Below are 23,590 nucleotides of genomic sequence, written 5' to 3'. Positions count from 1 at the left end.
CCCCATGGTGCCAATGTGAATACTAACCTAAAGCGCCCAGGTGCTTGGCTTTACTCCTACGGCGCGCAAATTTATGAGCCGAAAATATTATAACTTTAGTGAAATATCAACTATCGAGAGATGGGATGCGCAACGTGACCTGCGTGCCTTGCCCTTGGGTGCTTTCCACAACCAGAGAGCCGTTCAGCCGCTGCGTCACTTGATTGAACGCCACGTGCAGGCCCAAACCGGGATGTCCATTGCCCCGGGCGGTGGTGAAAAAGGGGTCGCAAACGTGCGGCAAAGCATCGGCGGGAATACCGGCGCCATTATCGACGATCGTAATAACCGCACCGCCGTCACTGGCGGCGGTAGCGGATAGAATAACGTGACCGCCCTGACCGGAAGCGAAAGCGTGATCGATGGTGTTGGCCATGACACGGGTCAACGCATCCGTCAGGGACTCCCCGATTGTCCTGACAACCAAGGCATCTGCCACCACGAAGTCCAGGCGTATCGCCGCCCTGTCCAGGGCTGGGCGGAATAAAGTCACCACGTCGCAAAGCAAAACCGAAAGATCAGTTTCCAGCGGCCGGCTGTCCACCTGATCAACAGCGACGGCGGAAAAGCTTTTGACAAGCGCCGCCGTTCTCACCGCATTGCGTTCCACTACGGTGGCGAGGTCCGCCCATTCGGCGATTCCCTGTTCCAACGCCGCCCGTGTTAACCGTCCACCTGCAATGGCATCGCGGAGATCCGTGACCCCGCCATAAAGACTGCCGGCGGCGGTCAGCACCACCCCCAGGGGGGTGTTGATCTCGTGAGCCACCCCAGCGACCAGTCGGCCCAGGGACGCCATTTTTTCCTGCTGCACCAACTTATCCTGCGCGGCCCGCAGTTCCGATAAGGTGGCTTCCAGGTCACGGTAGGACCGCGCATTGGCGATGGCTATGGCTGCGTAGGCGCACGCGGAACGCAAGATCTCGAGCGTGCGCGGACCATAGGCATCGCCATCATGGCTTTGCACGGTGATCAGGCCCAGCACATTGCCGGAGACCACCAGCGGGCGCCACACCGCCGCGCGTATCCGGGCCCCGTCGGCCCAGCCCACCACATCAGCCATCCAGATCGACGCGTCATCACCGACCGTGACCACTTCCGTTAGCAGTTTCATGGCGCGGGCCGCCGGTTCGGTAGCGCCCCTGGTCGATCGTGAGAAGGCGGGAAGCGCGCGTCCGTTCAAGACAAAATGCTCGAACACGATGTCGCGACCATCACCCGAAAGGCGCACAACACCGAATGCATCCATTGGAATCAGGCCGCACAGGTGCCGATATAGGGCCTCATGCACCTCCGCCAGGTCCAGCGACGCGGTCAGTGCCAAGCCCGCGTCTCCCAATTGACGCAGAACATCGGCCGATGCGGCGAGGTCGTCATTGGCTTGGCGCAGTTCCGCGGTTCGAGCCTCAACCTGTTGACGCAACATTTCGGAACTGATCCGCAAATGTTGCTGATAACGTCCAATCAGCCACGCCAGCAAGGCGATGCCCAGCATCACCGCCACGGCAGAGTAAAGAAAGGTCCGAATCGTCTTTTCCGCTTGGCGCGTCGCTTCGACGGCCTGGCCTTGGGCATCCTTGCTGGTTTCAGTGACGATACTGGTCAGTTCCACCTGGACACGATTAAAGACTTCGCCGAAGGGCTCGATGAAACTGACTGTGCTGGCGAAATCAATCCCAAGCATTGAGCCGACCCAGGCGACCGCGCTTTTATAATCGGCAAGTTTGCGCAGTATTTCGTCCAACCGAACCCGTTGCGCAGGTGTGGCATAGACATCGCGGTAGGACTGAAGGTCGCTGGCCAGATTGTCGACCTGAGCCGTAATTGCGGCCAACTCCGCATCGACATCAACCCCTTGGCGGCCAGCGGACTTCACAGCAAGAAGGCGATTAAAGCGGGCATTGACGCTTTGAACGCGGGTGTTGATATCCGCCAGCTTGACGCTGCCAGCCAAATTCCGATCAACAATCTGGTCGATGGCGCCGGTTAGACGGTGAAGCGTGCGTTCCCCGGTTCCGAACAGTGCTATCATCAGCAGCCCGGCCGCCAGCACGGGCGCCAGAATCCTCAGCCCACTCCGCAAACTTTCGATCAACCGTGGGGAGGGCGCGACGGCAGCGTTACGACCCCACCCCTTTATCCCGTCGTTGCGCACCAATTCTCCCAACCCGCCACCCATACGAAATGCATGACACGCCCATTTCTGGCCAAGCAATGGTGATAACACCCGCAAGGGATGCATCACAGGGCAAATCGCCCGACAGAAATTGCGGGTGCGCCAGCAAGCTACTGCCGCAACCGCCAATCTTCGACCGGTGCCGCGGAGAACGTCCGGGGGTTCACGGTACCCTCAAGACGATGATCGGAAAGGGTGATCACAGTACCAAACCATAGAGGCAGCGCAGGCAAACCCTCGGCATAAGCTTTCTGCAAATCCACCAGTGCCTCACGGCGAGGCTCAACCGCACAGCCGGCGGTAAGCAGGCGGTCCATGGCCGCATCAAAGGCTGGCACCTTGATTCCGAAATAGTTGCTACCCTGCCACCCGTTTTCCGCTGTCGGAACCATGGCGGAATGGTACCAATAGCGCGCCACCTCGACACCCCCGAGCAACCATTCCGAAAATCCAACCAAGCCAGGATAACGCACCCGGGAATCCACGGCCTCCCCCGTTAACGAAGGATCCTCAACCAGATCCACTTGCGCGCCCAAGTTATTCCAGGCCTTGGCCAGTTGGGGGGCCAAATCGATCCAAGGCTGGGTCCGGCGGTAACGTATCTCGAATTTCAGGGGCTTGCCCCCCGAGTTGTGGCGATGGCCATCTTTGCCCTTGACCCACCCCGCTTCATCCAACAGGCTCGCCGCTTTTTGCGGATTATACGTATAACGGTCGACAACGGCATAACCAGGCATGAACGGGCTAAGAAGACTTTGCGCCACCGTCCCCTTGTTATCCAATAGCGCGGCGACAAGCGCTTCACGGTCAAGGCCGTACATCAGCGCTTTCCTGACACGTAGGTCAGACAATATCGGGTTGTCGAAATTCGGTCGCAGATGGACCAGGAAATCGCTGGGGGCATAAAAGGCCGTATACTTGTCAGCCATGTCCTGCGCAAGGCGGCGCCCAACATCAAATTCGAGCGTGGTGAAGGTATCGACCTTGCGGTCACGAACCAAGCTCTCGAGATCTGACTTATTGGCAACCACCGTCGCGATGACCACGTCGAAAGTGGGCGGATGGCCGGCCCAGTAAACGTTTCGGACAAGCCTCAGGGCCTTTCCAGACATCCGATTCAACCTAAATGGCCCCAAATAGAGCCCCGGAGTTTCTGGCTTCGTCCGATATAGGGAACGCTCGAAATAGCTCTTGGGATCGGCCTCCCAGATCGCCTCCTCCAGATGGCTGGGCACGATGGGGGGAACCGTCAGGCGAGTGGCGCAGAGCATGCCGCTGTAGGCCACCTCAAACGTCCGCATATCAATGATGCGAACGTCCTTTATCTCGGTCGAGCGGGAATCAAGGGCTGCCAGGGCCCGCCCCGCATGATTAATGACTTTCCAAGTGAAGGCGACATCGGCCGTCGTAATGGAAACACCATCCCCCCACCGCGCATCCGGGCGAATGACATATCGGGCAACGGTTTCGACTTTACCATCAGCCGCTTGCGTGAAGCGCAGGGATCCATCGACCTCGGTTGGAACCGACACACAATGCAAACAGACCGGCCCGTTGGAGCCTTGCTCCAATAGCGGACGGTTCAGAAAACGCTTCACTGTCACATGGCCCAGTTCATCACTGGTAAGGGGATGCAGATCGACTGGCCAGCTGCCTATCACGGCAGTTGTTACCACATGCTCCACGTTTTCCGCCGCGTTGGCCGGAGCGATGATCCCGGACCATACGATCGGAAACAAAAAGAGCGCTATGGCAAGAAAGGGGGTGCGATTCAGCCGCATCCGAAAAAAGCCGATGTCGAACAACGAAGCGCCCCTGATCTGCGTTAACGCTAACTCCAGCCACTATGATGCAATTCTCCGCCCGATTGCAAAGGTCCATTAACGCGCCATTGACATTGGGCCATTGGCACCGGGGCGAACCGTTAAACGTGCCGCGCGACACATTGGATCTACCCCATCGGACGGCAGACTGTTAGCTTATCTGCCCGCGTACAAACTCAACCGATGGGGGTATTGATGCCGGACACCAGAATTGCGGATGCACACGCGATCCTGTCTGAAACCAAAGCGAAACAATCCAGTGGCAGCCTGGCTATCGTGGGCACCGGCATTCAGGCGTTGGGGCACCTGACCCGGGAGGCCGAGGGCCACATCCGCCACGCCGATGTCGTGTTCCATTGCATCCGCGACCCGCTGATGCTGGCCGATCTTCATGCCTTGAATCCCAACGTCGTCGACCTCACCACCCTGTATGGCGCCGACAAGCGCCGCAGCCTGACCTATGTGCAAATGGCCGAGGTGATGGTGGCCGAGGTGCGGTCGGGCCGCCGGGTCACCGGCGTGTTCTACGGCCACCCCGGTTTCTATGTCGCACCCGCCCGCCTGGCGCTGACCACGGCCAAGGCCGAGGGCTATGACACCTGCCTGCTGCCGGGCGTGTCGTCGCTGGACTATCTGTTCGCCGACCTGCGCGTGGACCCCAGCCAGTCCGGCTATCAGGCCCTGGAGGCCACCGACTTCCTGCTGCGCAACCGGCCGCTGGTGACCAGCGGGCATGTGGTGCTGATGCAGGTGGGCCCCGTGGGCGACCTGTTCCGGCCGGTGACCGACAACCTGGAGCGCCGCGCCATCCTGTTCGAGCGCCTGATCGAGATTTACGGCGCGGATCACCCCTGCGTCGACTATGTCGGGGCCACCCGTCCCGGCCAGAAGCCGGTGCTGCGCCGCCTGAAGCTGGGCGCCTATAGGGACCCGGCCAATCTGAAGCGCCTGAGCAAGGCCAGCACGCTGTACATCCCGCCCAAGGACAGCCTGGACAATGACATGGCCATGGCGGAGCGGTTGGGCATCGGTGCCATCGTGGGCAAGCCCCTACCCGCCCCGACCGAACCGCAGGCCCCCGTCACCCTGGTGCCGTCCGCGCCGCCCGCCCTGTCCGCGGCCTATTTCAAGGCCATGCAACAGATCGCCCTTGACCCCAACTCCGCCCAGGCCTTCCGCGCCGACCCGGTGCGCTACGTCACCAGCTTCGGCGTTCTGAACGCGGATGAACAAGGCTGGCTGGCGGCGCTGGGCAAGTCCGCCGCTCCGGTCGTTCCCGTTGTTAAGCTTGCCGCCACTGTCGAGGACGTTCAGGAACAGAACGTCTCCGTCGAGGACGTTCAGGAGCAGAACGTCTCCGTCGAGGACGTCCAGGAGCAGAACGTCTCCGTAGAGGACGTCCAGGAGCAGAACGTCTCCGTCGAGGACGTCCAGGAACAGAACGTCTCCGTCGAGGACGTCCAGGAACAGAACGTCTCCGTCGAGGACGTCCAGGAACAGAACGTCTCCGTCGAGGACGTTCAGGAACAGAACGTCTCCGTCGAGGACGTCCAGGAACAGAACGTCTCCGTCGAGGACGTTCAGGAGCAGAACGTCTCCGTCGAGGACGTTCAGGAGCAGAACGTCTCCGTCGAGGACGTCCAGGAGCAGAACGTCTCCGCTGAATAAAAGCGGGTGAAATCAAAGCGGGGTCTTGGCAAAAAGTCTAAATGCGGCATCGTATTGGACTGGCCTGCCTGGGCCCCGTCTTCACCGGAGGCGCTCATTGCGATGGATGGATCAATGGTCACGCTGACACCATGGTTCGACGTGTAAGTGAGCCTCATGTCCGACTTATCAGGGAAAATTCGCCAAACACTCCGCGAAATCAGGCGCGTGGGCGCCCTGGCCGCCGTTTGCCTGTCAATTGTCACGCCGCTTTCGGCCTCTTCCGCGGAGATGTGGCATAACTCGATCATTGATCTGTTCACCCGGTACAACGAAGACAGGGGCGGCAGCATCGAATACATCACTGCCATCGAGCAGGATCGGGAAGGCTACCTCTGGATCGGCACAGCCAATAACTTGGCCAGGTTCGACGGATATCACTTCAAATCTTATGGTGGCGGGGCAACCGGCCCCTTTGGCCTGCCCGACAGCAACATCCGCACCCTGCACACCGACACCCAAGGACGGCTGTGGGTCGGCACCAGCGCCGCCGGCCTGGTGCGCTACGACCCGGCCACCGACCGTTTCGTGCGGATACCATTGGAAATCATGAGTCATATCGATGTCCGAAGCATCGAGGATGACGGCGACGGCGGCCTTTGGGTGGGAACGGAAAGCGGTCTGGATCATCTATCCGCCAACCAGGCAACAGCCGATCACCTGCATGGCGTGGACAACCCGGCCGGCGGGGTCGTGGGTGACAAGGTCCAGGCGTTGAAGCGGGATCACCGGGGCTATCTATGGGTGGGCACGGCCAATGGCCTGGCCTACCTTCCGCCCGGTCAAACGGAATTCCGCAACATCCCCCTGCCCCGCGCGGCCGCTATGGACGGCGTCACCGCTTTGTATGAGGACGGGCACGGCCGCCTGTGGGTGGGCACCAGCCGGCACGGCGTGCTCCTGGTGCAACTGGAAAAGGATGGGGTGGCCGAATTCCAGCCCCTGCCGGCCCCCTTCGCCAACGTGGCCGGGGACTGGGTCAGGGCCGTTCTGGAGATTGCGCCGGACATCTTTTGGGTCGGCACCATGGGCAATGGCATCCTGGAAGTCGACCTGGCAAGCGGTACAGCCAAGGCCATCAAGCGCAACCGCACCGTTCCCGACAGCCTGCTGAACGACAACGTCCTGTCGCTGTACAAAGATAAATCGGGATTGATTTGGGTCGGCACCTACCCGGGGCTGTGCCGTTTCGATTCCACGGCGCAAGCCTTTCGCTTCCTGACGCCGATTTCGGCCAATCCCCAGACGGAAGACCGCAGCGCCCATTCCCTGATGGTTTCCCCGGACGGCAAGCTGTGGCTGGGCCGTGGGCGCGGCGGTGTGGACGTGCTGGATGCCACCGGCCAGCTTGTCTCCCACCTGGCATCGGACCCGGGCAACCCAGAGCATGCCTTGCCGTCGAAATCGATCAGATCATTCGCGGTCCAGCAAAACGGCACCGTCTGGATCGGCACCCGCGACGGCCTGTACCGCACCGATCTGAACGCCAGCGCCGTGCGCCTGGTGCGGGTACCGGGCCTGGATACCAGCCTGAACATCTCCAGCCTGATGTGGGACGGCACGCAGCTGTGGATCGGCGATGCCAACATCGGTGTCTGGTCCTATAACCCGTCCGCCGGAACGGTCCGCCCCCTGGGCCAGGGGGACGGCGGCCTGCGCGACCAGCGCATCACCGTGCTGGAGCCTGCGGAGAACCATGGCCTTTGGATCGGCACCTACAGCGGGCTTTACCTGGCCCGCACCGATACCGGCCGGGTGCAGAAGATCGACCTGGACAGCGGCAACCCCACCACCCTGACCAGCCACAACATCGCGTCGCTGGCGACCGACCGCCAGGGTCGGCTATGGGCCACCCTCTATGGCCAGGGTGTCGCCATGGTGGGCCGGCCCGACGCCAGCGGCCGGCGGCCGGTGAAATTCCTGGCCAGCGACGTCGAACCGCTGCTGGCCACCGCCAACGCCGTGGCCCAGGACGAGGATGGGTTCATCTGGGTGTCCACGGACACCGGCGTGGTCCGCATCGACCCCATCACCATGGCTATCCGCGCCTTCCAGCGCTCCGACGGCGTTTGGCTCACCACACATTGGTCCACCTCGGTCGCCACTGGCCCCAACGGGGAGATTCTGTTCGGCGCGGAGGATGGCGTCACCCTGATTCACCCCCGCCTGCTGGCGGACTGGACCTATGTGCCGCCGGTGGTGGTGACCCAGGCTTACATCGGGCGCCGGCAGGTACCGGGCTGGCAGGTCGCGCACACCACCACACCCCTGACGGTCAATCCAGACGAACATGGCTTCCGCCTGGAGGTCGCATCGCTGGACTTCTCCGCGCCGGAGCGCAACCGCTATGCCTACAAACTGGAAGGCCTGGACCGGGATTGGCAGGAGATCGACGGCAACTGGCGGCAGATCGCCTACACGAACCTGCCGCCCGGCAACTACGCCCTGCGGGTGCGGGGCAGCAACCGCAGCGGTCAATGGTCCAGCGCGGAAGTGACGGTGCCGCTGGCCATCCTGCCCGCCTGGTACCAGACCTGGTGGGCGCAAATCCTGGGCATCGCGGGCCTGGCCGGGGCCGTGGGCCTTGTGGTGCGCGGCCGCACCGCCATCCTGCGCCGCCGCCAGCGCGAGCTGGAGGCGGTGGTGGCCCAGCGCACCACGGAACTGACCGAAGCGAACGCGGCTCTGACCCAGTCCGCCGCCATCCTGCGGCGCCTGGGCGATGCCGGCCAGGACATCACCGCCACCCTGATCCTAGACGCCGTGCTGAGCACACTGAAGCGCTATGTCGGTGAATTGCTGACCGGCCACCGCCTGGTGCTGTACCGCCTGCAGGGTGCTTACCTGGAGCCGGCGACGGCCGATGGCAGCGCGGTGGAGCCCGTCTATCTGGACGACCCGCTGTCCCTGCCCGCCCGCGCCGCGCAAAGCCGGCAGGAACTGACGGAGACGGTGGAGGACGGGGTGGCCCTGGCCTACCCGCTGGTGGTGGAGAACCGCGTGCTGGGCGTGCTGGTGGTGGTCGCCGACCATGCCTATGGCGACCGCGAGCAAATGATCTTCCGCACCTTGTGCGCCTACAGCGCCATCGCGCTGGAGAATGCCGATTCCTATCGCCGCGCCGAAACCGCCTGGATGGAGACGGCGCAGGCCCTGGCCGATTTGCGCACCACCCAGTCCAAGTTGATACAGCAGGAGAAGATGGCCTCACTAGGCCGGCTGGTGGCGGGCGTGGCGCATGAGGTCAACACGCCCCTGGGCGTCGTGCTCACCGCCGCCGGCAGCCTGCGCGGCAGTCTGGAGGACGTGCGCGACAACATCGCCCAAGGCAAGCTGACACGCAACGCGCTGGAAACCGGACTGGAGGAATGGTCCGACCTGGCAGATTTGGTCGAGCGTAACACGAAGCGCACGGCGGCCCTGGTCAAGAGCTTCACCGCCATCGCCGCCGAAGATGGCGAAAGCAAGGTGACGGAGGTCGACCTGTCCACCCTGCTGCCCGATGTCGCCGACGTGGCGCGCACCGCCCTGGCCCAGGGCGCCATCGAACTGACGGTGGACGTGCCCTATGGCCTGGTCGTTTCCACGGTGCCGGAATCCCTGGTCAACGCCCTGACCCATATCCTGGCGAATACCGCCGACCACGCCTTCGACCCCGGGTCCCACGGGCATGTGACGGTCACGGCCTCGGCCGAAGGCGGCGTGGTGATGATCTCCGTCGCGGACAATGGCCGGGGCATCCCGGCCGACGTGTTGCCTCACATCCTCGACCCCTTCTTCACCACCGCCCGTGGACGCGGCCATCCCGGCCTGGGCCTGCATGTGGCCTACAACCACGTCACCCAGCGGCTGAAGGGCAATTTGACGGTGGACAGCGTACCCGGGCAGGGGACCACGGTCACCCTGGTCATTCCGTCGATGATCGCCGCCAATCAGAGCGCCACGGCGGCTGACCGCCTGCGCGCCTTTCGTGCCTGAGCCCTGACACCCTGATTCCGTCCGGCGTACCGGCGGCCTTCCCATTTGCCACCCGTCACCGTTTGCGACGTCGCAAACGGCAACGCCGATCCGTGGCTGGCAACCGGGAGGGTCGGGACCGGGTATGGAAGATCGCCCGCGAGATCTATTGCGTCCATAATAGTTATCTTCTATAAGTTAATCGTCGTCCGGACATGAAGGGCCCAGCGTCCGCGCATCGCCCGCCCGGAACGGCCGCCGGAGGAAATGCAGCCAAGGAGCCTAGAGGCCCATGTCCCAATCTAAGTATGCGGATCGCTGGAAGACCGTCCTGGTCGATGTCGTGGATGGTATCGCCTGGGTCACCCTGAACCGTCCCGACAAGCGCAACGCCATGAGCCCCACCCTGAACCGGGACATGGTCGACGTGCTGGAAACGCTGGAGCTGGATGGCGACGCCCAGGTGCTGGTGCTGACGGGCGCCGGTGACGCCTGGACCGCCGGCATGGACCTGAAGGAATATTTCCGCGAGACCGATGCCGGCCCGGAAATCCTGCAGGAAAAGGTGCGCCGCGACGCCTCGACCTGGCAGTGGCGGCTGCTGCGCATGTATTCCAAGCCGACCATCGCCATGGTCAACGGCTGGTGCTTCGGCGGCGCCTTCTCCCCCCTGGTGGCGTGCGACCTGGCCATCTGCGCCGACGAGGCGGTGTTCGGCCTGTCGGAGATCAACTGGGGCATCCCGCCGGGCAACCTGGTGAGCAAGGCCCTGGCGGACACCATCGGCCACCGCGCCGCCCTGCACCTGATCATGACCGGTGAAACCTTCACCGGCCCGCAGGCCGCCCAGATGGGCCTGGTGAACAAGAGCGTGCCGCGCGAACAGCTGCGTGACGAGGTCACCAAGCTGGCCCAGGTGCTGCTGGCCAAGAACCCCGTGGTGTTGCGCGCCGCCAAGCACGGCTTCAAGCGCTGCCGCGAACTGACCTGGGAGCAGAACGAGGATTACCTGTACGCCAAGCTGGACCAGGCCCAGTTGCGCGATCCGGAAAAGGGCCGGGAGCAGGGCCTGAAGCAGTTCCTGGACGACAAGGCCATCAAGCCGGGCCTGCAAACCTACAAGCGCGGTTGACGGACCGGTAGGGGGCGGAAACGCCCCCATGCGGTAAGGATAAAGCCGCCACCCTTACGCCCCGGGGGCGCATCCTTACGCCCTGGGGGCAGGGATGCGCGTGGGCGGCCAGACCGAAGTACCAGCAGAACAATAAACCCAGGGAGGGTTGCCATGAGCACGACGACAGGCCTGCTGATCGGAGGGCGCGACGTCCCCGCCGCCGACGGCGCCACCTTCACCCGGACCAACCCCGTCAGCGGCGAAGGGGTGACCATCGCCGCCGCCGCCGCCCTGGCCGATGCCGACGCCGCCGTGGCGGCCGCCCAGGCCGCTTTCCCAGCCTGGTCCGCGCTGAGCCCGGGGGAGCGCCGCCAGCGCCTGATGAAGGCGGCGGACCTGATGGACGCCCGCACCAAGGACTTCATCGCCATCGGCGCGGCCGAGATCGGCGGCATGCCCAACTGGTACGGCTTCAACGCCATGCTGGCGGCCAACATGCTGCGCGAAGCGGCGGCCATGACCACCCAGATCAACGGCGAGGTCATCCCGACCAACGTGCCCGGCAACATGGCCCTGGCCTTGCGCCAGCCTTGCGGCGTGGTGCTGGGCATCGCCCCCTGGAACGCCCCCGTCATCCTGGGCACCCGCGCCATCGCGACCCCGTTGGCCTGCGGCAACACCGTGGTGCTGAAGGCCAGTGAGCAGTGCCCCGCCACCCACCGCCTGATCGGCCAGATCCTGCAGGACGCCGGCCTGGGCGATGGCGTGGTGAACGTCATCACCAACGCCCCTGCCGACGCGGCCGCCATTGTGGAGCGGCTGATCGCCAACCCGGCCGTGCGCCGGGTGAACTTCACCGGATCCACCGGCGTGGGCCGCATCGTCGCGCAACTGGCGGCCAAGCACCTGAAACCCGCCCTGCTGGAACTGGGCGGCAAGGCGCCACTGCTGGTGCTGCACGACGCCGACCTGGACGCGGCGGTGGACGCCGCCGCCTTCGGCGGTTTCTTCAACCAGGGCCAGATCTGCATGTCGACCGAGCGCCTGGTGGTGGACGCGCGCGTCGCGGACACCTTCGTGGCCAAGCTGGCGGCCAAGGCCCGCACCTTGACGGCGGGCGATCCGTCGGCCCCCGGTTCCATCCTGGGCGCGTTGGTGAACGTCCAGGCTGGCCAGCGCATCAAGACCCTGCTGGACGACGCCGTGGCCAAGGGCGCTCGCATCGCCGCCGGTGGCGTGATCGAGGGTGCGATCATGCAGGCGACGGTGGTGGACGGTGTCACACCGGAAATGAAGCTTTACGCTGAGGAATCCTTCGGACCCGTCGTCGCCGTCATGCGCGTGGACGGGGATGAGGACGCCATCCGCGTGGCCAATGACAGCGAATACGGCTTGTCCGCCGCCGTGTTCAGCCGGGATGTCGCCCGCGCCCTGACCCTGGCCCAGCGCATCGAGTCCGGTATTTGCCATATCAACGGCCCCACCGTGCATGACGAAGCGCAAATGCCCTTCGGCGGCGTGAAAAGCAGCGGCTATGGCCGCTTCGGCGGCAAGTGGGGCGTGGCCGAGTTCACCGAGCTGCGCTGGGTCACCATCCAGACGGGCCCGCGCCACTATCCCATCTGACTCCTCTCAACCGGCCATCCTTACCGCTTGGGGGATGGCCGGTCCCTTATCGCTTGCGTCCTTCCCCTCCCCATCTCTTCATCGGAGATCAGGCAAAGTGACCCGTGCGGCCTCCCCTTCCTCTGCCGATGCGCGCTATCGGGCGGTATCGGTGAACCCCCTGCCGGTAAGGCTGCGCCAGGAACCCGGCGGCGTCTGGCATCTGCACTGCGCGGACGACCTTGCCCCCTACCCCCGGCATTTGCTGGAACGGCTGGAAGCCGTGGCGGCCACCGATCCGGGCCGCACCCTGGTGGCCCAGCGGGGGCCGGACGGGGAATGGCGGCGCATCAGCTACGGCGGCATGCTGGCCGACGCCCGCGCCATCGGCCAAGCCCTGCTGGATCGCGGCTTGTCGGCGGACCGGCCGGTGGCCATCCTGTCCGGCAACAGCGTGGACCATTTGCGCGTCGCCGCCGGGGCGCTTTACGCCGGCGTGCCGCATTGCCCCGTCTCCACCGGCTACTCCCTGCTGTCGCGCGACTTCCAGAAACTGCGGCTGGTCATGGAGACGGTGACGCCCGGCCTGGTCTTCGTCGACAAGGCCCCGGCTTACGCCGCCGCCATCGCCGCGGTGGTGCCGGCGGATGTGGAGACCGTGGCGTCATCCGGGTCATTGCCCCACCGCGCCGTCACGCCGCTGGCGGACCTGCTGGCGACCGTGCCCACCACCGTGGATGCCGTCTACCAGGCCCTGACGCCGGACACGGTGGCGAAATTCCTGTTCACCTCCGGCTCCGCCAGCACGCCCAAGGCCGTCACCACCACCCAGCGCATGCTGTGCGCCAACCAGCAGATGCTGCTGCAAAGCTTCCCCGTGTTCGGGGAAGAGCCGCCGGTGATCGTGGATTGGCTGCCCTGGAACCATACCTATGGCGGCAGCCACAATGTCGGCATCGCCCTTTACAACGGCGGCAGCTACTACATCGACGATGGCAAGCCGACGCAGCAGCACTTCGCCGAAACCCTGCGCAATCTGCGTGACATCTCCCCCACGGTGCATTTCAACGTGCCCAAGGGGTGGGAGGATTTGACGGCCGCGCTGGAAGAGGACGCGGAACTGCGTCACTCCTTCTATGCCCGCATGCGTATGTTCTTTTTCGGGGGCGCCGGCCTGTCGCAGGCGGCCTGGGACCGGCTGGACAGGGTGACCGAGGCGCACTGCGGTGCCCGTATCCCCGTCTTCGCTGGCTTGGGCATGACGGAAACCTCCCCCTCCTGCCTGTTCACCACCGGCGGCTTTTCCCTGGGTGGCAGCGCCGGCGCCTTGCTGCAGGCGGGTTATGTCGGGCTGCCCGCGCCCGGCTGCGCCGTCAAGCTGGTGCCCGTCGGGGACAAGCTTGAGGCACGCTTCGCCGGGCCCCACGTCATGCCCGGCTATTGGCGGGCGCCGGATCGCACGGCGGCGGCGTTCGACGAGGACGGCTATTACCGCACCGGCGATGGCGTGCGTTGGCTGGACCCGATGCGGCCGGAATTGGGCCTGGTCTTCGACGGCCGCCTGACGGAGGACTTCAAGCTCTCCTCCGGCACCTTCGTCAATGTCGGCCCCCTGCGCGCCCGCGTGATCACGGAGGGCGCCCCCTATGTCCAGGACGTGGTGATCGCCGCCCCCGAGCGCGACGACCTGGGCTTGCTGATTTTCCCCAATGTCGAGGCCTGCGCCGATCTGGCCGCCCTGCCCGCCGGGACGCCGATTGGCGACATTCTGGCTGCGCTCCCGGTCCGCCGGCAGTTCCAAGCCCTGGTGGATCGCTTGGCGGCCACCGCCACCGGCAGCGCCAACCGTGTGGCCCGCGCGCTGGTGCTGGCGGACGCGCCATCCCTGGACAAGGGTGAGGTCACGGACAAGCGGTCCATCAACCAGCGCATGGTGCTGACCCAACGTGCGGCCTTGGTCGACGCCCTGTACCAGGGCACCGCGCCAGGGATATACCGCCCGGCCCCATCTTCATGAGCATACCCTCGCGGCCAGCACGACGAATGGTGGTTTCCCTGGACGGGCATGACAATTAACAGGATAATTTAACCAATACTATCGGCTGCGCCGTCGCGGCTGATATAAGGGCCTGGAACCGATCATTCGCGCCACGCCGCAACGCCCGCCCCGCTTTTTGAGACCGCCCCCATGCCGGCCCTGAAGAACCATAAATCCGCCTCCGATGACCTGACCCTAGATGCCCCCGCGCGGGCCGAGGACGGCCCGGATGAGGCCCTGCCCGCCGTGGGCAAGGTCGAAACGACGCTGGATTGCTCCAAGCTGGAGCGGTTCGTGGGTTTCAACCTGTCGCGGGCGGAAACCCTGGTCCGGCGCCTGGTGCTGGAGCATCTGGCCCCCTGCCAACTCACGCTGGCGGAGTTCTCTCTGCTCAGCCTGGTGAGCGTGAACAAGGGCGTCAACCAACGTCAGGCGGGCGAAGTCCTGGAAATCGCCCCGCCCAACATGGCGCATCTGGTGGATCGCCTGGCCAACCGCGGCTTGCTCAAGCGCGTGCGCGGCCGCCAGGACCGCCGCGTGCAGATGCTGAGCCTGTCGGAGGCAGGGCAAGACCTGCTGGCCCATGCCGAAAGCCTGGTGGAAGAACAGGAAGCCAAGGTTTCCTCCGTACTGACGGCGGAGGAGCAGAGCCAACTGCTGGCGCTGCTGAACAAGGTCCGCCTGCTGTGATGTCAGCCCGACTCGGGCAACGGCGCAGGTTAAACCGGCTTTAGCTTTCTTTCTGGCCCTAAAATATCAACGAATCGGCAAAGAACAACCGATTCGATATCGCCTGACCGTACGCGAATCGGATTGCCCCTCGTCCCACGATCGCTGTTGACAGACGGCATGGGCGCCCGTAATAGCTGACCCCGGCAATGGATTTCTGCCTGGCCGCGCCCCGCGGCCGAACCGCCCCGCCCTGGGGCTGATGATTCCTACCTTCGGTGTTTGTCACCTGACGGTCGGAGTCCATCTGCAGTGTCCGCGCCCCATCCTTACCTCACCACATCCCGGGTTTCCTCGATGCTTCCCCGCCGCCTGTTGGCTTCGTGGGCCGCGCAAACGCGCGCCCTGATGAAATGGCTATGCCTGATCGGCCCGGTCGCCGCCACAATCGGCAGCGCCTGCGCCCTGTTCCTATGGAGCCTGGACCGGGCGACGCGGCTGCGCTTCGACCATCCTGCCCTGCTCTACGCCCTGCCCCTGGCCGGGGTCGCCATCGTCTGGGTTTATGGCCGCTTCGGCGGGCGGGCCGATGGCGGCAACAACCTGATCGTCGACCAGATCCACCAGCCCGGGGCCGGTGTGCCCTTGCGCATGGCGCCGCTGATCCTGGTCGCCACCGTGGTCACCCACCTGTTCGGCGGCTCCGCCGGGCGGGAGGGCACGGCGGTGCAACTCGGCGGTAGCCTGGCCAGCGGGTTCAGCCGACTGATGAGGCTCTCTGCGGCGGAAGGCCGGCTGGTGCTGATGGCCGGCGTGGCCGCGGGCTTTGGCGCGGTCTTCGGCACACCCATCGCCGGCGCCATCTTCGCGCTGGAGGTGCTGAGCCTGGGTCAGGTGCGGTATGAGGCGCTGCTGCCCTGTCTCATCGCCGCTCTGGTGGGCGACTGGACCTGCCATGCGTGGGGCATCGAACACACTTCGTACGCCATCGCCGCCGGTGACGCCGGCTTTCATATCCAGGGCTGGCTTCTCGCCAAGGTGACGGCGGCGGCGGTCATTCTCGGACTGGCCGGACTGGCTTTCTCGGAAACCCTGCACGCCGCCGGTGCCCTGGTCCGGCGTCTTTGCCCGCACCCGCTGCTGCGCCCGGTGCTGGGCGGCCTGCTGCTGATCGCCCTGGTCCAGGTGCTGGGCACACGGGATTATTTGGGCCTGGGCGTCTGGTCCGCCGATCCGGGCGCGGTCACCCTGCCTGGCCTGTTCCAGCCGCCCTATCGTCCCTTCAGCTGGCTGTGGAAAGCATTGTTCACCGTCGTCACCCTGGCCACCGGCTTCAAGGGGGGTGAAGTGACGCCTCTGTTCTTCATTGGCGCGGCCCTGGGGCATGCCCTGGCCGGCGTGCTGAATGCCCCGCTGGACCTGATGGCCGGGCTGGGCTTTGTCGGCCTGTTCGCCGCCGCGGCCAATACGCCGCTGGCCTGCACCCTGATGGGGATAGAGCTGTTCGGCGCGGCACACACCCCCTATATCGCCGTCGCCTGCTTCGTGGCCTACGCCTTCAGCGGCCATTCCGGCATCTATCTGTCGCAACGCGTGGCCGTGCCCAAGGTGGGCTTGGCAGCATCCTTACCGCTTGGGGGTACGCTGAGGCAGGCCCGGGAATTGCCCCTGGCCCCGGCCACTTTGGGTCGGCGGTTTCGCGTCCTGCTGAAGCGGCAATTGCGACGTCGCAATCATGGAAAGATGCGGCCAGGTATCACGACCTGACCGCAGTCCGGTTTAACGGAGAAGTTCATCCAAGCGGAGACGCAGCCGCTCCAGCCGCTGACGATCCTCCGGCGCCAACCCGGAGGGTCCGACCGCGACCTGGGCCAAGTCCCGCTCCATGCGCGTGATCAGCCGACCGGCCGGCAGCGCCGCCTTGGCGGATGGCGCTTGCGGCTCGGTCGGCTTGTTGGCGGCGCGCAAGGCCTTGATGGTGGCGCCACCCTTGATCAGTTCCCACAGCCGGTAACGTGCCGCGTCATCCTCGGCATCCGCCAGGATGAACAGATGGCTCTTGGTCACCTGGTCACGATATTCGGGATATTCGGCCAGGATGCCCTCCGGCAGCCGCACCAGGGCCAACAGGCGCGACACCTCGGACTTGCTCAGGCCGACGGCTCCCGCCAACTGGTCCTGGGTATAGCGGTGCGTCTCACCCAGACGGCTCAGGCCCCGGGCCACCTCCAGCGTGTCCAAATCCTGGCGCTGGAGGTTCTCGATCAAGGCGATCTCATCCAGCCCACCCTGGGTGACGATGGCGAAGATGGTGGCCTTGCCCAGCAGGCGATGGGCGCGCCAACGGCGTTCGCCGGCGGCGATGAGATAGCCGCCCTCCGTCCGCTTGCGCACGACGATGGGCTGGATCAGTCCCTGCGCGCCGATGCTGTCCGCCAGTTCGCGCAACGCGGTCTCATCAAAGTGACGGCGCGGCTGATCGGGGTTGGGGAACACCTGGTCCAGGTCCAGTTCCACCAGCTCCGGGAAGTCCTCCGACGTGCCGTACAGCTTGTTCAGTGGCTTGGACGTGGCGGGCAACAGGCTGGCCGCCGTCGCCGCCAGGGCGGGATTACTGCGGGCCAGTTTACGCGACATGGGCAACGTCCTCTCCATCCGCCTCAAGCAAGGCTTGGGCAACCTCGCGGAAAGGTGCCACGGTTGCGGGGTCTGATGCCACATCGATGGTGGGCTGCCCGGCGGCCACGGACTGGGGGAAGATGGTGGCGCGCGGCACCGGCGTGAAAATGCGGATGGCGCCGCCGAACCGCGCCTCCAGATCGGCCAGCGTGGCGCGATCCTGGGTGTGGCGGGCGGTATACATGGTGGGCAGGATGCCGATGACGCTGAGGTCGGGATTGCCGCGGCGGCGCACCTTGCTGATGGTGTCCAGCAGCAGGGGCACCCCCATGAGGGCCAGCATCTCCGTCTGCACGGGGATCAGCACACCGTCGGCGGCCGCCAACGCGTTCAGGGTCAGCATGCCCAGGTGCGGCGGGCAGTCGATCAGGATGTAGTCATAAGCCCGGCGCACCATGGCCAGCCGTTCGCGCAGCACCAGGGTGCCCATGGGCTCGGCGATCAGTTCCGTCTCCGCCGCCGACAACAGGATGGTGCTGGGCAGCAGGTGGAAGCGGCCCTCGCACACCGGCACGGCCGCCTGGCCCGTGGCCTGGTCCTTCAACATGACGTGATAGGTGGTCTTGCCCGCCTCCGACATGTCGGCCTGGCTGATGCCCAGGTGCACCGTGGCGCTGGCCTGGGGATCGGCGTCCACCAACAAGACACGTTGGCCCAGGGCCGCCAGGGCGGCGCAAATGTTGACGGAGGCGCTGGTCTTGCCCACGCCGCCCTTCTGGTTGGACAAGGCGATGATGGTGGCCGTCTGGCGAGCGCGGCGGCGCGGGGTCAACAGGTCGATGACGGCCTGGGGAATCTTCTCCCCGCCGGTTTCCCAGCGACTGATACGGCCCTTGTCATACTTCCGGCCCAGACTGGCGTTCAGCCAATCGGCGAAGGTCTGCTGGGTCTCGCCCCGCGCTTCCCGCGCGCTACGCAATGCGGCGCCATCCATGGCTTGTCCTTCCCGTGTCGAGGCCGATTCAGTTGCCGCAGCATACGAATGTCGGTCAAATCATGTCAACAAGGGGTGTTGTGTTACGTCAACGTCACGGCACGGGTTGCGACGTCGCAACTGCTGCGCGGTCCCGCACCCTTACGCCATGGGGGCGGGGTCCACGCCCTTGTCCTTACGGCGCGGGGGCGCCTTTATGTCGACGCCATTGATGGTGCCGGATGTCAGCGATATCAGGACCCCGCGGATGCTGGCCTCATGGTTCATGCGCGCGGTCTGCGCCGTGGCGGGGTGGCCGGCCAACAGCACCAGGCGACGCTCGCCCCGCGCGGTTTCCTCAATGCGCTCCACCTCCAGGTCGCGCAACAGTGGCGCCGGAACATTCTTGGCCAGCAGCGCGTGCCGGGCGGCGGCCCACAGGGCGTTGGCATCATCCGCGTCGGGCAGGGGGGGAGGTGCCTCGATCACCGCCGGCTCCAGCTTTTCCACCTTGCCGGTGCGCCGAGCGCGACGGCCCACGCTGTGGCGCTCTCGTTCCAGAAAGGTGTCAGCCACCTCATCCTCATCCTTGGCGAAGAAGTCCAGCGTGACTTCCTCCACCTTGCGGCCCCGGCGGACCATCTTGGCGTCCGGCATCTCGACCCGGAAGGGCGCCAGCTGGTTCACCTCGGCGATGGCGCGGTCGATGGTGCGTGTGCGCAGGATGCCGAAATCCTTGTAAGCCCCCTCCGGCACGTTCAGCAGGCGGCGCAACGTGTCGATATCCAGCGCCAGGGACGGGAAATCCATCTGATAGCGCTGCATGCCGATCTCATAGAGCTTCAGCGCGTAGGTGCTGGTGACCTTCACCATGGCCGGGCCCGAGAGCCGCGCCCACAGCTTGGAGGCGCGCTGCAATTCCAGGAAGGCGTCGGTGAACTGGAAGTGGATGTCGGCGCTGTCGCTTTCGATCTCCTCCTCCGGCCGGACATAGCTGCTGAGGATGCGCAGCTCGGCACGCGACCGGCGTCCCCGGAAGGGGCCGATGACCACCAGGCTGGATTCGTAGATTTCCTTCACGGCGTCGAAAATACGCTCGTTGCCCTTGTGGTTGCCGCGCACGACCTTCTTGGGCAGTCGGTAGAGCTTGTTGGCGAAGTTCTGGCTTCCGGCCAGATGGATCATGAAGTTCAGCATCTTTTGCGCGGGCAGGGACAGGCGCGAGCCATTGGCGGGGTAGGAATACACCGCCTCCGCCGCCTTGATCAGATGCTTGTAGCCGTCCCGCTCGAACGTCGTCGCCGCCACCTTGGCCGTCAGGCCCAGCGCGTTCTCCTCCGCCAACGCCGGCACGGAGGTGTCCAACCCACCATCGGGGTCCATGTCGATGACGATGCCCGGTCCCGCGACGTCCTGGGGCCGGTACGGCATGACGGCGTCCCTGGTCGCGGCCATCGCGGGCGACACCAAGCGGTCAGCCGCAGGCCCCGTCGGCGTTGAGACCGACGGCCTCAAGACCGGTTTATCGCTTTTGCGCGCCATGCCATCATCCCGTGAACGAATGGCCGCACTGTAGGGGCTTCCTTACATGGGCTGCAAGTAAGGAAAGGGTGGAAACGCCTTATTTCCCAGTTCCTTACTCCCCGGGGGCGATATCAACGCCGCCCCTTACGCCCTGGGGCGGCAGGCGACTCGCCCCGACCGGTAGGGATGTCGCCCCCAGCTGGTAAGCATAAGGTCGCAAAACCCCAGGGTTTGCCAGGGTTTGCGCGTCCTAGAATCCTTTTTGAAAGGGAACACTAAAAATAACCGTTCGTTTTGGGGGTAAAACGGTCAACCAAGGGCCGCCCCTGTATGCCCTTATCCCCCAGTTTCCGCGACTCGTCGATGTAAGGACAGGCACGGGCAGTCCGCCCAAATCATTCGGCGGATGCGTATAGCAGAGCCATCCTTACCTGCTGGGGCGCGCGCAATGCCCGTCTCGGTGCCGTGAAGGCGACATCCTTACCGCCTGGGGGCGGGATAATGTAGATCCTTACAGCTTGGGGGAGTGCGCAAACGGTCACTCGCCGACAAGCGAGCCGATAAGCGACTGAAATGGCTGGTGAAGGGACCGCTTTTTGGACTTTCGACCGGCATCAGGGACGCAACACGGCCCGGTGGGCCCCCAGGCGGTAAGGAAAGACGGGTCCGTGCTCGGAAACTCAAGGAGTCGCAAGCCCCCAGGGGGTAAGGATATCCGACGGTCCTTGTGACAAAGACTGCTCGACACCCCTCCGGCCGCGACTCGCCCCCGGGGAGTAAGGATGAAAAGCTATGTCCGAGTCTCTGCGTTGGTTCCGCTTCCCCCGAGGAGTAAGGATGGCCTCCGCTTCCAGACAGATCGCGATTCTGATCCTTACATGGCCTTTTGGCATTTACTGTCCCCAGTTGCGTCCTAGGGGCTTAGTTGGTGCGCCGCGGTCTGCCGCTTAGTCGGTCATCGCTTCCGAATTCGCGCGGAGGACGGAGCTTTCTGCGGGGCTTCGATTGGTGCAACGCGGTATGGCGGCGCTTGAACTTTCCGGCGTCGTGGTGGATAAGCTGGTTCCGTTGCTCGACGGTGGGAATTGAGTGGGGTTAACAATGCCTATGATTTTCAATGAATTCGCCAATAATATAACAAGACGTTCTTCGTCAATTTATAATATTTCTCGGTTTATAATTACATCACCTTTTTTAATATTTGGTTGTTCAATATTAACATCTACGATTTGGGCATTAATCCATTTCGGAAGCGCCGTATTGTATTGGGATCAATGGGCAGATCTAATTTATATTCGGAAGTTTGCTGACGGCGACCTACATTTATTTGATCTCTTCAATCAACATAACGAACATCGTATATTTTTCCCTCGATTGATTTTCTTTCTCGATTATTTCATTTCAAAATCGAATAATGCAGTCGATTTTACAGCCAATATCCTAATTCAAGCTTGTGCACTCTTCTTGTTAGGCGCTCTTTATAAAAAGATGGAGCGCAACTGGTTCGTCTTCGTCTCGCTGGTTTCGATCGCAGCGGCAATGATCTTTTCATTGGACCAGTACGAGAATTTCCTATGGGGATTTCAGGTCCAATTTTTCGGAATCACTGCGGCAGCGACAGCGACGTTCTTTTTCTTTGGCCTGTCAGTCGAACGCGAGCGGGCTGGCCGGTCCCCCTGGGGGTACCGCGCGGCGGCATATGGTTGTGCGTTTGTCAGCACCTATACGCTTTCCAACGGTGTGCTGGCCCCGATGCTTCTTATACCTATGGCGCTTTTCCTAAGGGTCGGTCGGGTCAGCGTTATCGCCACAGTGTTTTGCGCCGTCACGCTTGCCCTGTCGTATTTTCTGCATTTCCACCCTGTGGAGGGGCATTCGCCGTACATTTATTCGCTACAGCATCCGGTCGAGTATGTCCGATATGTTTGCGGATACCTGGGCAATGTAACGGTGTTCCTGGACAGCAACGGTAGGGCGGAGCCATATACGGTTGTCGTCGGGTTCGGTGCTGTTGGATTATTGTTGAGCTTGGGGGCTCTGGGGCGGACGGTATTGGGACGGGACCAGGAGGTTGCGCGGGTCAGCTTGCTGGCGGTCATCCTGTTCATTACCGGCACCGCCATGGTGACCGCGCTGGGGCGCATCACCTTCGGTTTGGGACAGTCGCTGTCCAGCCGCTATGTCACGCCCGTATCCATCTTTTGGGTTGCCCATTTGTTTTACTGGATACCGCTGCGGGTCCAGGGAGGCGCCATCAGGGCCTTATCCATCATCGTAGGGGTAATCGCAGCCTTGGTGGCCACGAGTTCTGTCCGTGGCCATTTGGACGGATTGCGGGATGCGGGAACCCAGGCGCTTATTCGTGCCCGGGCGCGCGATGCCTTCCTCAGCCAGGTTCAGGACTCGGACAGCTACAGGGCCGTCTATCCGGTGGACCGGACCATCATCGAACAATTGCCGTTTCTGCGTGAGCGACATCTCAGCGTTTTCGCTGATGAGGCGAATCGCGTTCTGGGGCAGAACCTGGCGGAAATCGCCACGGTGCTACCCGATAATTCGTGCACAGGCTCCATCGACAGGTTGATCATGCTGTCTTCCGCCGACAACCAGGCCAGCTTTGTCACGGCTGGCTGGGCTTGGGTGACGGTTGATGGAAGCGCGGCCGATCGCTTGGTGTTCACGGATGGCGCCGGCACCATCCAGGGCTTCGCTGGCGGCGGCTGGGACCGCAAGGACGTTCCTCAGGCGCTGTCCCAGGTGACTAGTGACGCCGTCGGTTGGCAGGGCTTCCTGAAGGCCTCAGCCAATCAGCCGGTGAACGCTTATGCCATGCTTCCCCACCATCGGGCTTGCAAGGTAGCAGGGGCAATCACAACTGCCGTATTGTCAGGATATGTTCCCCTGAATGCTCTTGGGGCGCCCATCGTTGTGCCTGGGGCGCCCACCGTGGCTGGGGGTTGGACCAGGGATGGTCAGAACGCTGTCGCCGGCCCGGCGCCGGTGCCTGACCCTATTTACGGTTCCTGGAGTGGCGCCGACAATAATATGGGAGAGCTGCGCTTTGGGCCTTTCGTGCCGCCCAAATCCCACATTATCTTCCCGATCGTGACCGGCCCCCGTACGGAGGGGCTGATGGTGGTGTTGATCGATGAGGCCACGGGGGCGGAGGTCGCCCGGTATTCTTTCGAAGTTTCCACCATGTGGACGGCCATGGACCTGCAGATACCGGAAACAGCGGTCGGCAAGCCCATGGTGCTGGCCTTCCGGGACCAGGGAGGTGGCTGGGGGCAATGGTTTGCCGTCGGCGCTCTTCATGAACGGTCTGCTGGCCCCTGACGACCGTCGT

General features: G+C 63.9%; 13 protein-coding genes and 1 riboswitch. Of the genes, 8 read left to right on the top strand and 5 right to left on the bottom strand.

Going from position 1 to position 23,590, the window contains the following annotated elements:
- Window positions 1-106: 106 nt before the first annotated feature.
- Together FBZ90_RS10855 and FBZ90_RS10850 are read right to left on the bottom strand one after the other, a co-directional pair.
- Window positions 107-2,092, bottom strand: coding sequence for a sensor histidine kinase (locus FBZ90_RS10855; RefSeq protein ID WP_186455727.1), 1,986 nt, complete (start codon window positions 2,090-2,092; stop codon window positions 107-109).
- Between the two features lie 233 nt (window positions 2,093-2,325).
- Complete coding sequence (locus FBZ90_RS10850; RefSeq protein WP_145731905.1) at window positions 2,326-4,020, bottom strand: ABC transporter substrate-binding protein; 1,695 nt, start codon at window positions 4,018-4,020, stop codon at window positions 2,326-2,328.
- A gap of 213 nt (window positions 4,021-4,233) precedes the next feature.
- Here FBZ90_RS10850 and FBZ90_RS10845 point away from each other — a divergent pair, with 213 nt between their 5' ends.
- The 7 genes from FBZ90_RS10845 to FBZ90_RS10815 all read left to right on the top strand — a co-directional run bounded on the left by FBZ90_RS10845 (window position 4,234) and on the right by FBZ90_RS10815 (window position 16,895).
- Window positions 4,234-5,706 (top strand): SAM-dependent methyltransferase, encoded by a 1,473-nt coding sequence (locus FBZ90_RS10845; protein ID WP_186455726.1) that lies wholly within the window; start codon window positions 4,234-4,236, stop codon window positions 5,704-5,706.
- Between the two features lie 270 nt (window positions 5,707-5,976).
- Entirely contained in the window at window positions 5,977-9,723 is a 3,747-nt protein-coding gene (locus tag FBZ90_RS10840) for a two-component regulator propeller domain-containing protein (protein ID WP_186455725.1), read from the top strand.
- 271 nt (window positions 9,724-9,994) lie between these two features.
- The gene (locus FBZ90_RS10835; protein ID WP_145731899.1) at window positions 9,995-10,834 is read left to right on the top strand and encodes a p-hydroxycinnamoyl CoA hydratase/lyase; all 840 of its coding nucleotides are present in this window, start codon (window positions 9,995-9,997) and stop codon (window positions 10,832-10,834) included.
- Between the two features lie 153 nt (window positions 10,835-10,987).
- Window positions 10,988-12,442: an aldehyde dehydrogenase gene (locus FBZ90_RS10830; RefSeq protein WP_145731897.1), complete on the top strand. Its 1,455-nt coding sequence runs from the start codon at window positions 10,988-10,990 to the stop codon at window positions 12,440-12,442.
- Window positions 12,443-12,539: 97 nt separating this feature from the next.
- A complete protein-coding gene (locus tag FBZ90_RS10825; RefSeq protein WP_211101985.1) occupies window positions 12,540-14,438 on the top strand; it encodes a feruloyl-CoA synthase in 1,899 nt (632 codons plus the stop codon).
- A 171-nt stretch (window positions 14,439-14,609) separates the two neighbouring features.
- Window positions 14,610-15,149, top strand: coding sequence for a MarR family winged helix-turn-helix transcriptional regulator (locus tag FBZ90_RS10820; protein ID WP_145731893.1), 540 nt, complete (start codon window positions 14,610-14,612; stop codon window positions 15,147-15,149).
- A 175-nt stretch (window positions 15,150-15,324) separates the two neighbouring features.
- A riboswitch (Fluoride riboswitch) is annotated at window positions 15,325-15,407 on the top strand.
- 129 nt (window positions 15,408-15,536) lie between these two features.
- Window positions 15,537-16,895, top strand: a complete 1,359-nt coding sequence (locus tag FBZ90_RS10815; RefSeq protein WP_420872593.1) for a voltage-gated chloride channel family protein — start codon at window positions 15,537-15,539, stop codon at window positions 16,893-16,895.
- Window positions 16,896-16,907: 12 nt separating this feature from the next.
- On the opposite strand, the gene FBZ90_RS10810 is transcribed toward FBZ90_RS10815, so the two are convergent.
- The 3 genes from FBZ90_RS10810 to FBZ90_RS10800 all read right to left on the bottom strand — a co-directional run bounded on the left by FBZ90_RS10810 (window position 16,908) and on the right by FBZ90_RS10800 (window position 20,151).
- Entirely contained in the window at window positions 16,908-17,765 is an 858-nt protein-coding gene (locus tag FBZ90_RS10810) for a ParB/RepB/Spo0J family partition protein (protein WP_186455724.1), read from the bottom strand.
- A complete protein-coding gene (locus tag FBZ90_RS10805; protein WP_276509090.1) occupies window positions 17,755-18,741 on the bottom strand; it encodes an AAA family ATPase in 987 nt (328 codons plus the stop codon). Before FBZ90_RS10805 ends, FBZ90_RS10810 begins: the two co-directional genes overlap by 11 nt.
- A gap of 141 nt (window positions 18,742-18,882) precedes the next feature.
- Window positions 18,883-20,151, bottom strand: coding sequence for a replication initiation protein (locus FBZ90_RS10800; RefSeq protein ID WP_246130293.1), 1,269 nt, complete (start codon window positions 20,149-20,151; stop codon window positions 18,883-18,885).
- Between the two features lie 1,194 nt (window positions 20,152-21,345).
- Here FBZ90_RS10800 and FBZ90_RS10795 point away from each other — a divergent pair.
- A complete protein-coding gene (locus FBZ90_RS10795; RefSeq protein ID WP_145731884.1) occupies window positions 21,346-23,580 on the top strand; it encodes a hypothetical protein in 2,235 nt (744 codons plus the stop codon).
- The last annotated feature ends 10 nt before the right edge of the window (window positions 23,581-23,590 follow it).

The organism is Nitrospirillum pindoramense, from assembly GCF_007827955.1.
Taxonomy (GTDB): domain Bacteria; phylum Pseudomonadota; class Alphaproteobacteria; order Azospirillales; family Azospirillaceae; genus Nitrospirillum; species Nitrospirillum amazonense_B.
Note: the sequence above shows the minus strand (reverse complement) of the source record. Positions and strands in the feature narration are given on the sequence as shown.

Coding starts and splice junctions, on each gene's coding strand:
- FBZ90_RS10815 (WP_420872593.1), top strand. CDS start 15,537: ATGAAATGGCTATGCCTGATCGGCCCGGTCGCCGCCACAATCGGCAGC.
- FBZ90_RS10805 (WP_276509090.1), bottom strand. CDS start 18,741: ATGGATGGCGCCGCATTGCGTAGCGCGCGGGAAGCGCGGGGCGAGACC.
- FBZ90_RS10840 (WP_186455725.1), top strand. CDS start 5,977: ATGTGGCATAACTCGATCATTGATCTGTTCACCCGGTACAACGAAGAC.
- FBZ90_RS10800 (WP_246130293.1), bottom strand. CDS start 20,151: ATGCCGTACCGGCCCCAGGACGTCGCGGGACCGGGCATCGTCATCGAC.
- FBZ90_RS10830 (WP_145731897.1), top strand. CDS start 10,988: ATGAGCACGACGACAGGCCTGCTGATCGGAGGGCGCGACGTCCCCGCC.
- FBZ90_RS10835 (WP_145731899.1), top strand. CDS start 9,995: ATGTCCCAATCTAAGTATGCGGATCGCTGGAAGACCGTCCTGGTCGAT.
- FBZ90_RS10810 (WP_186455724.1), bottom strand. CDS start 17,765: ATGTCGCGTAAACTGGCCCGCAGTAATCCCGCCCTGGCGGCGACGGCG.
- FBZ90_RS10820 (WP_145731893.1), top strand. CDS start 14,610: ATGCCGGCCCTGAAGAACCATAAATCCGCCTCCGATGACCTGACCCTA.
- FBZ90_RS10845 (WP_186455726.1), top strand. CDS start 4,234: ATGCCGGACACCAGAATTGCGGATGCACACGCGATCCTGTCTGAAACC.
- FBZ90_RS10795 (WP_145731884.1), top strand. CDS start 21,346: ATGCCTATGATTTTCAATGAATTCGCCAATAATATAACAAGACGTTCT.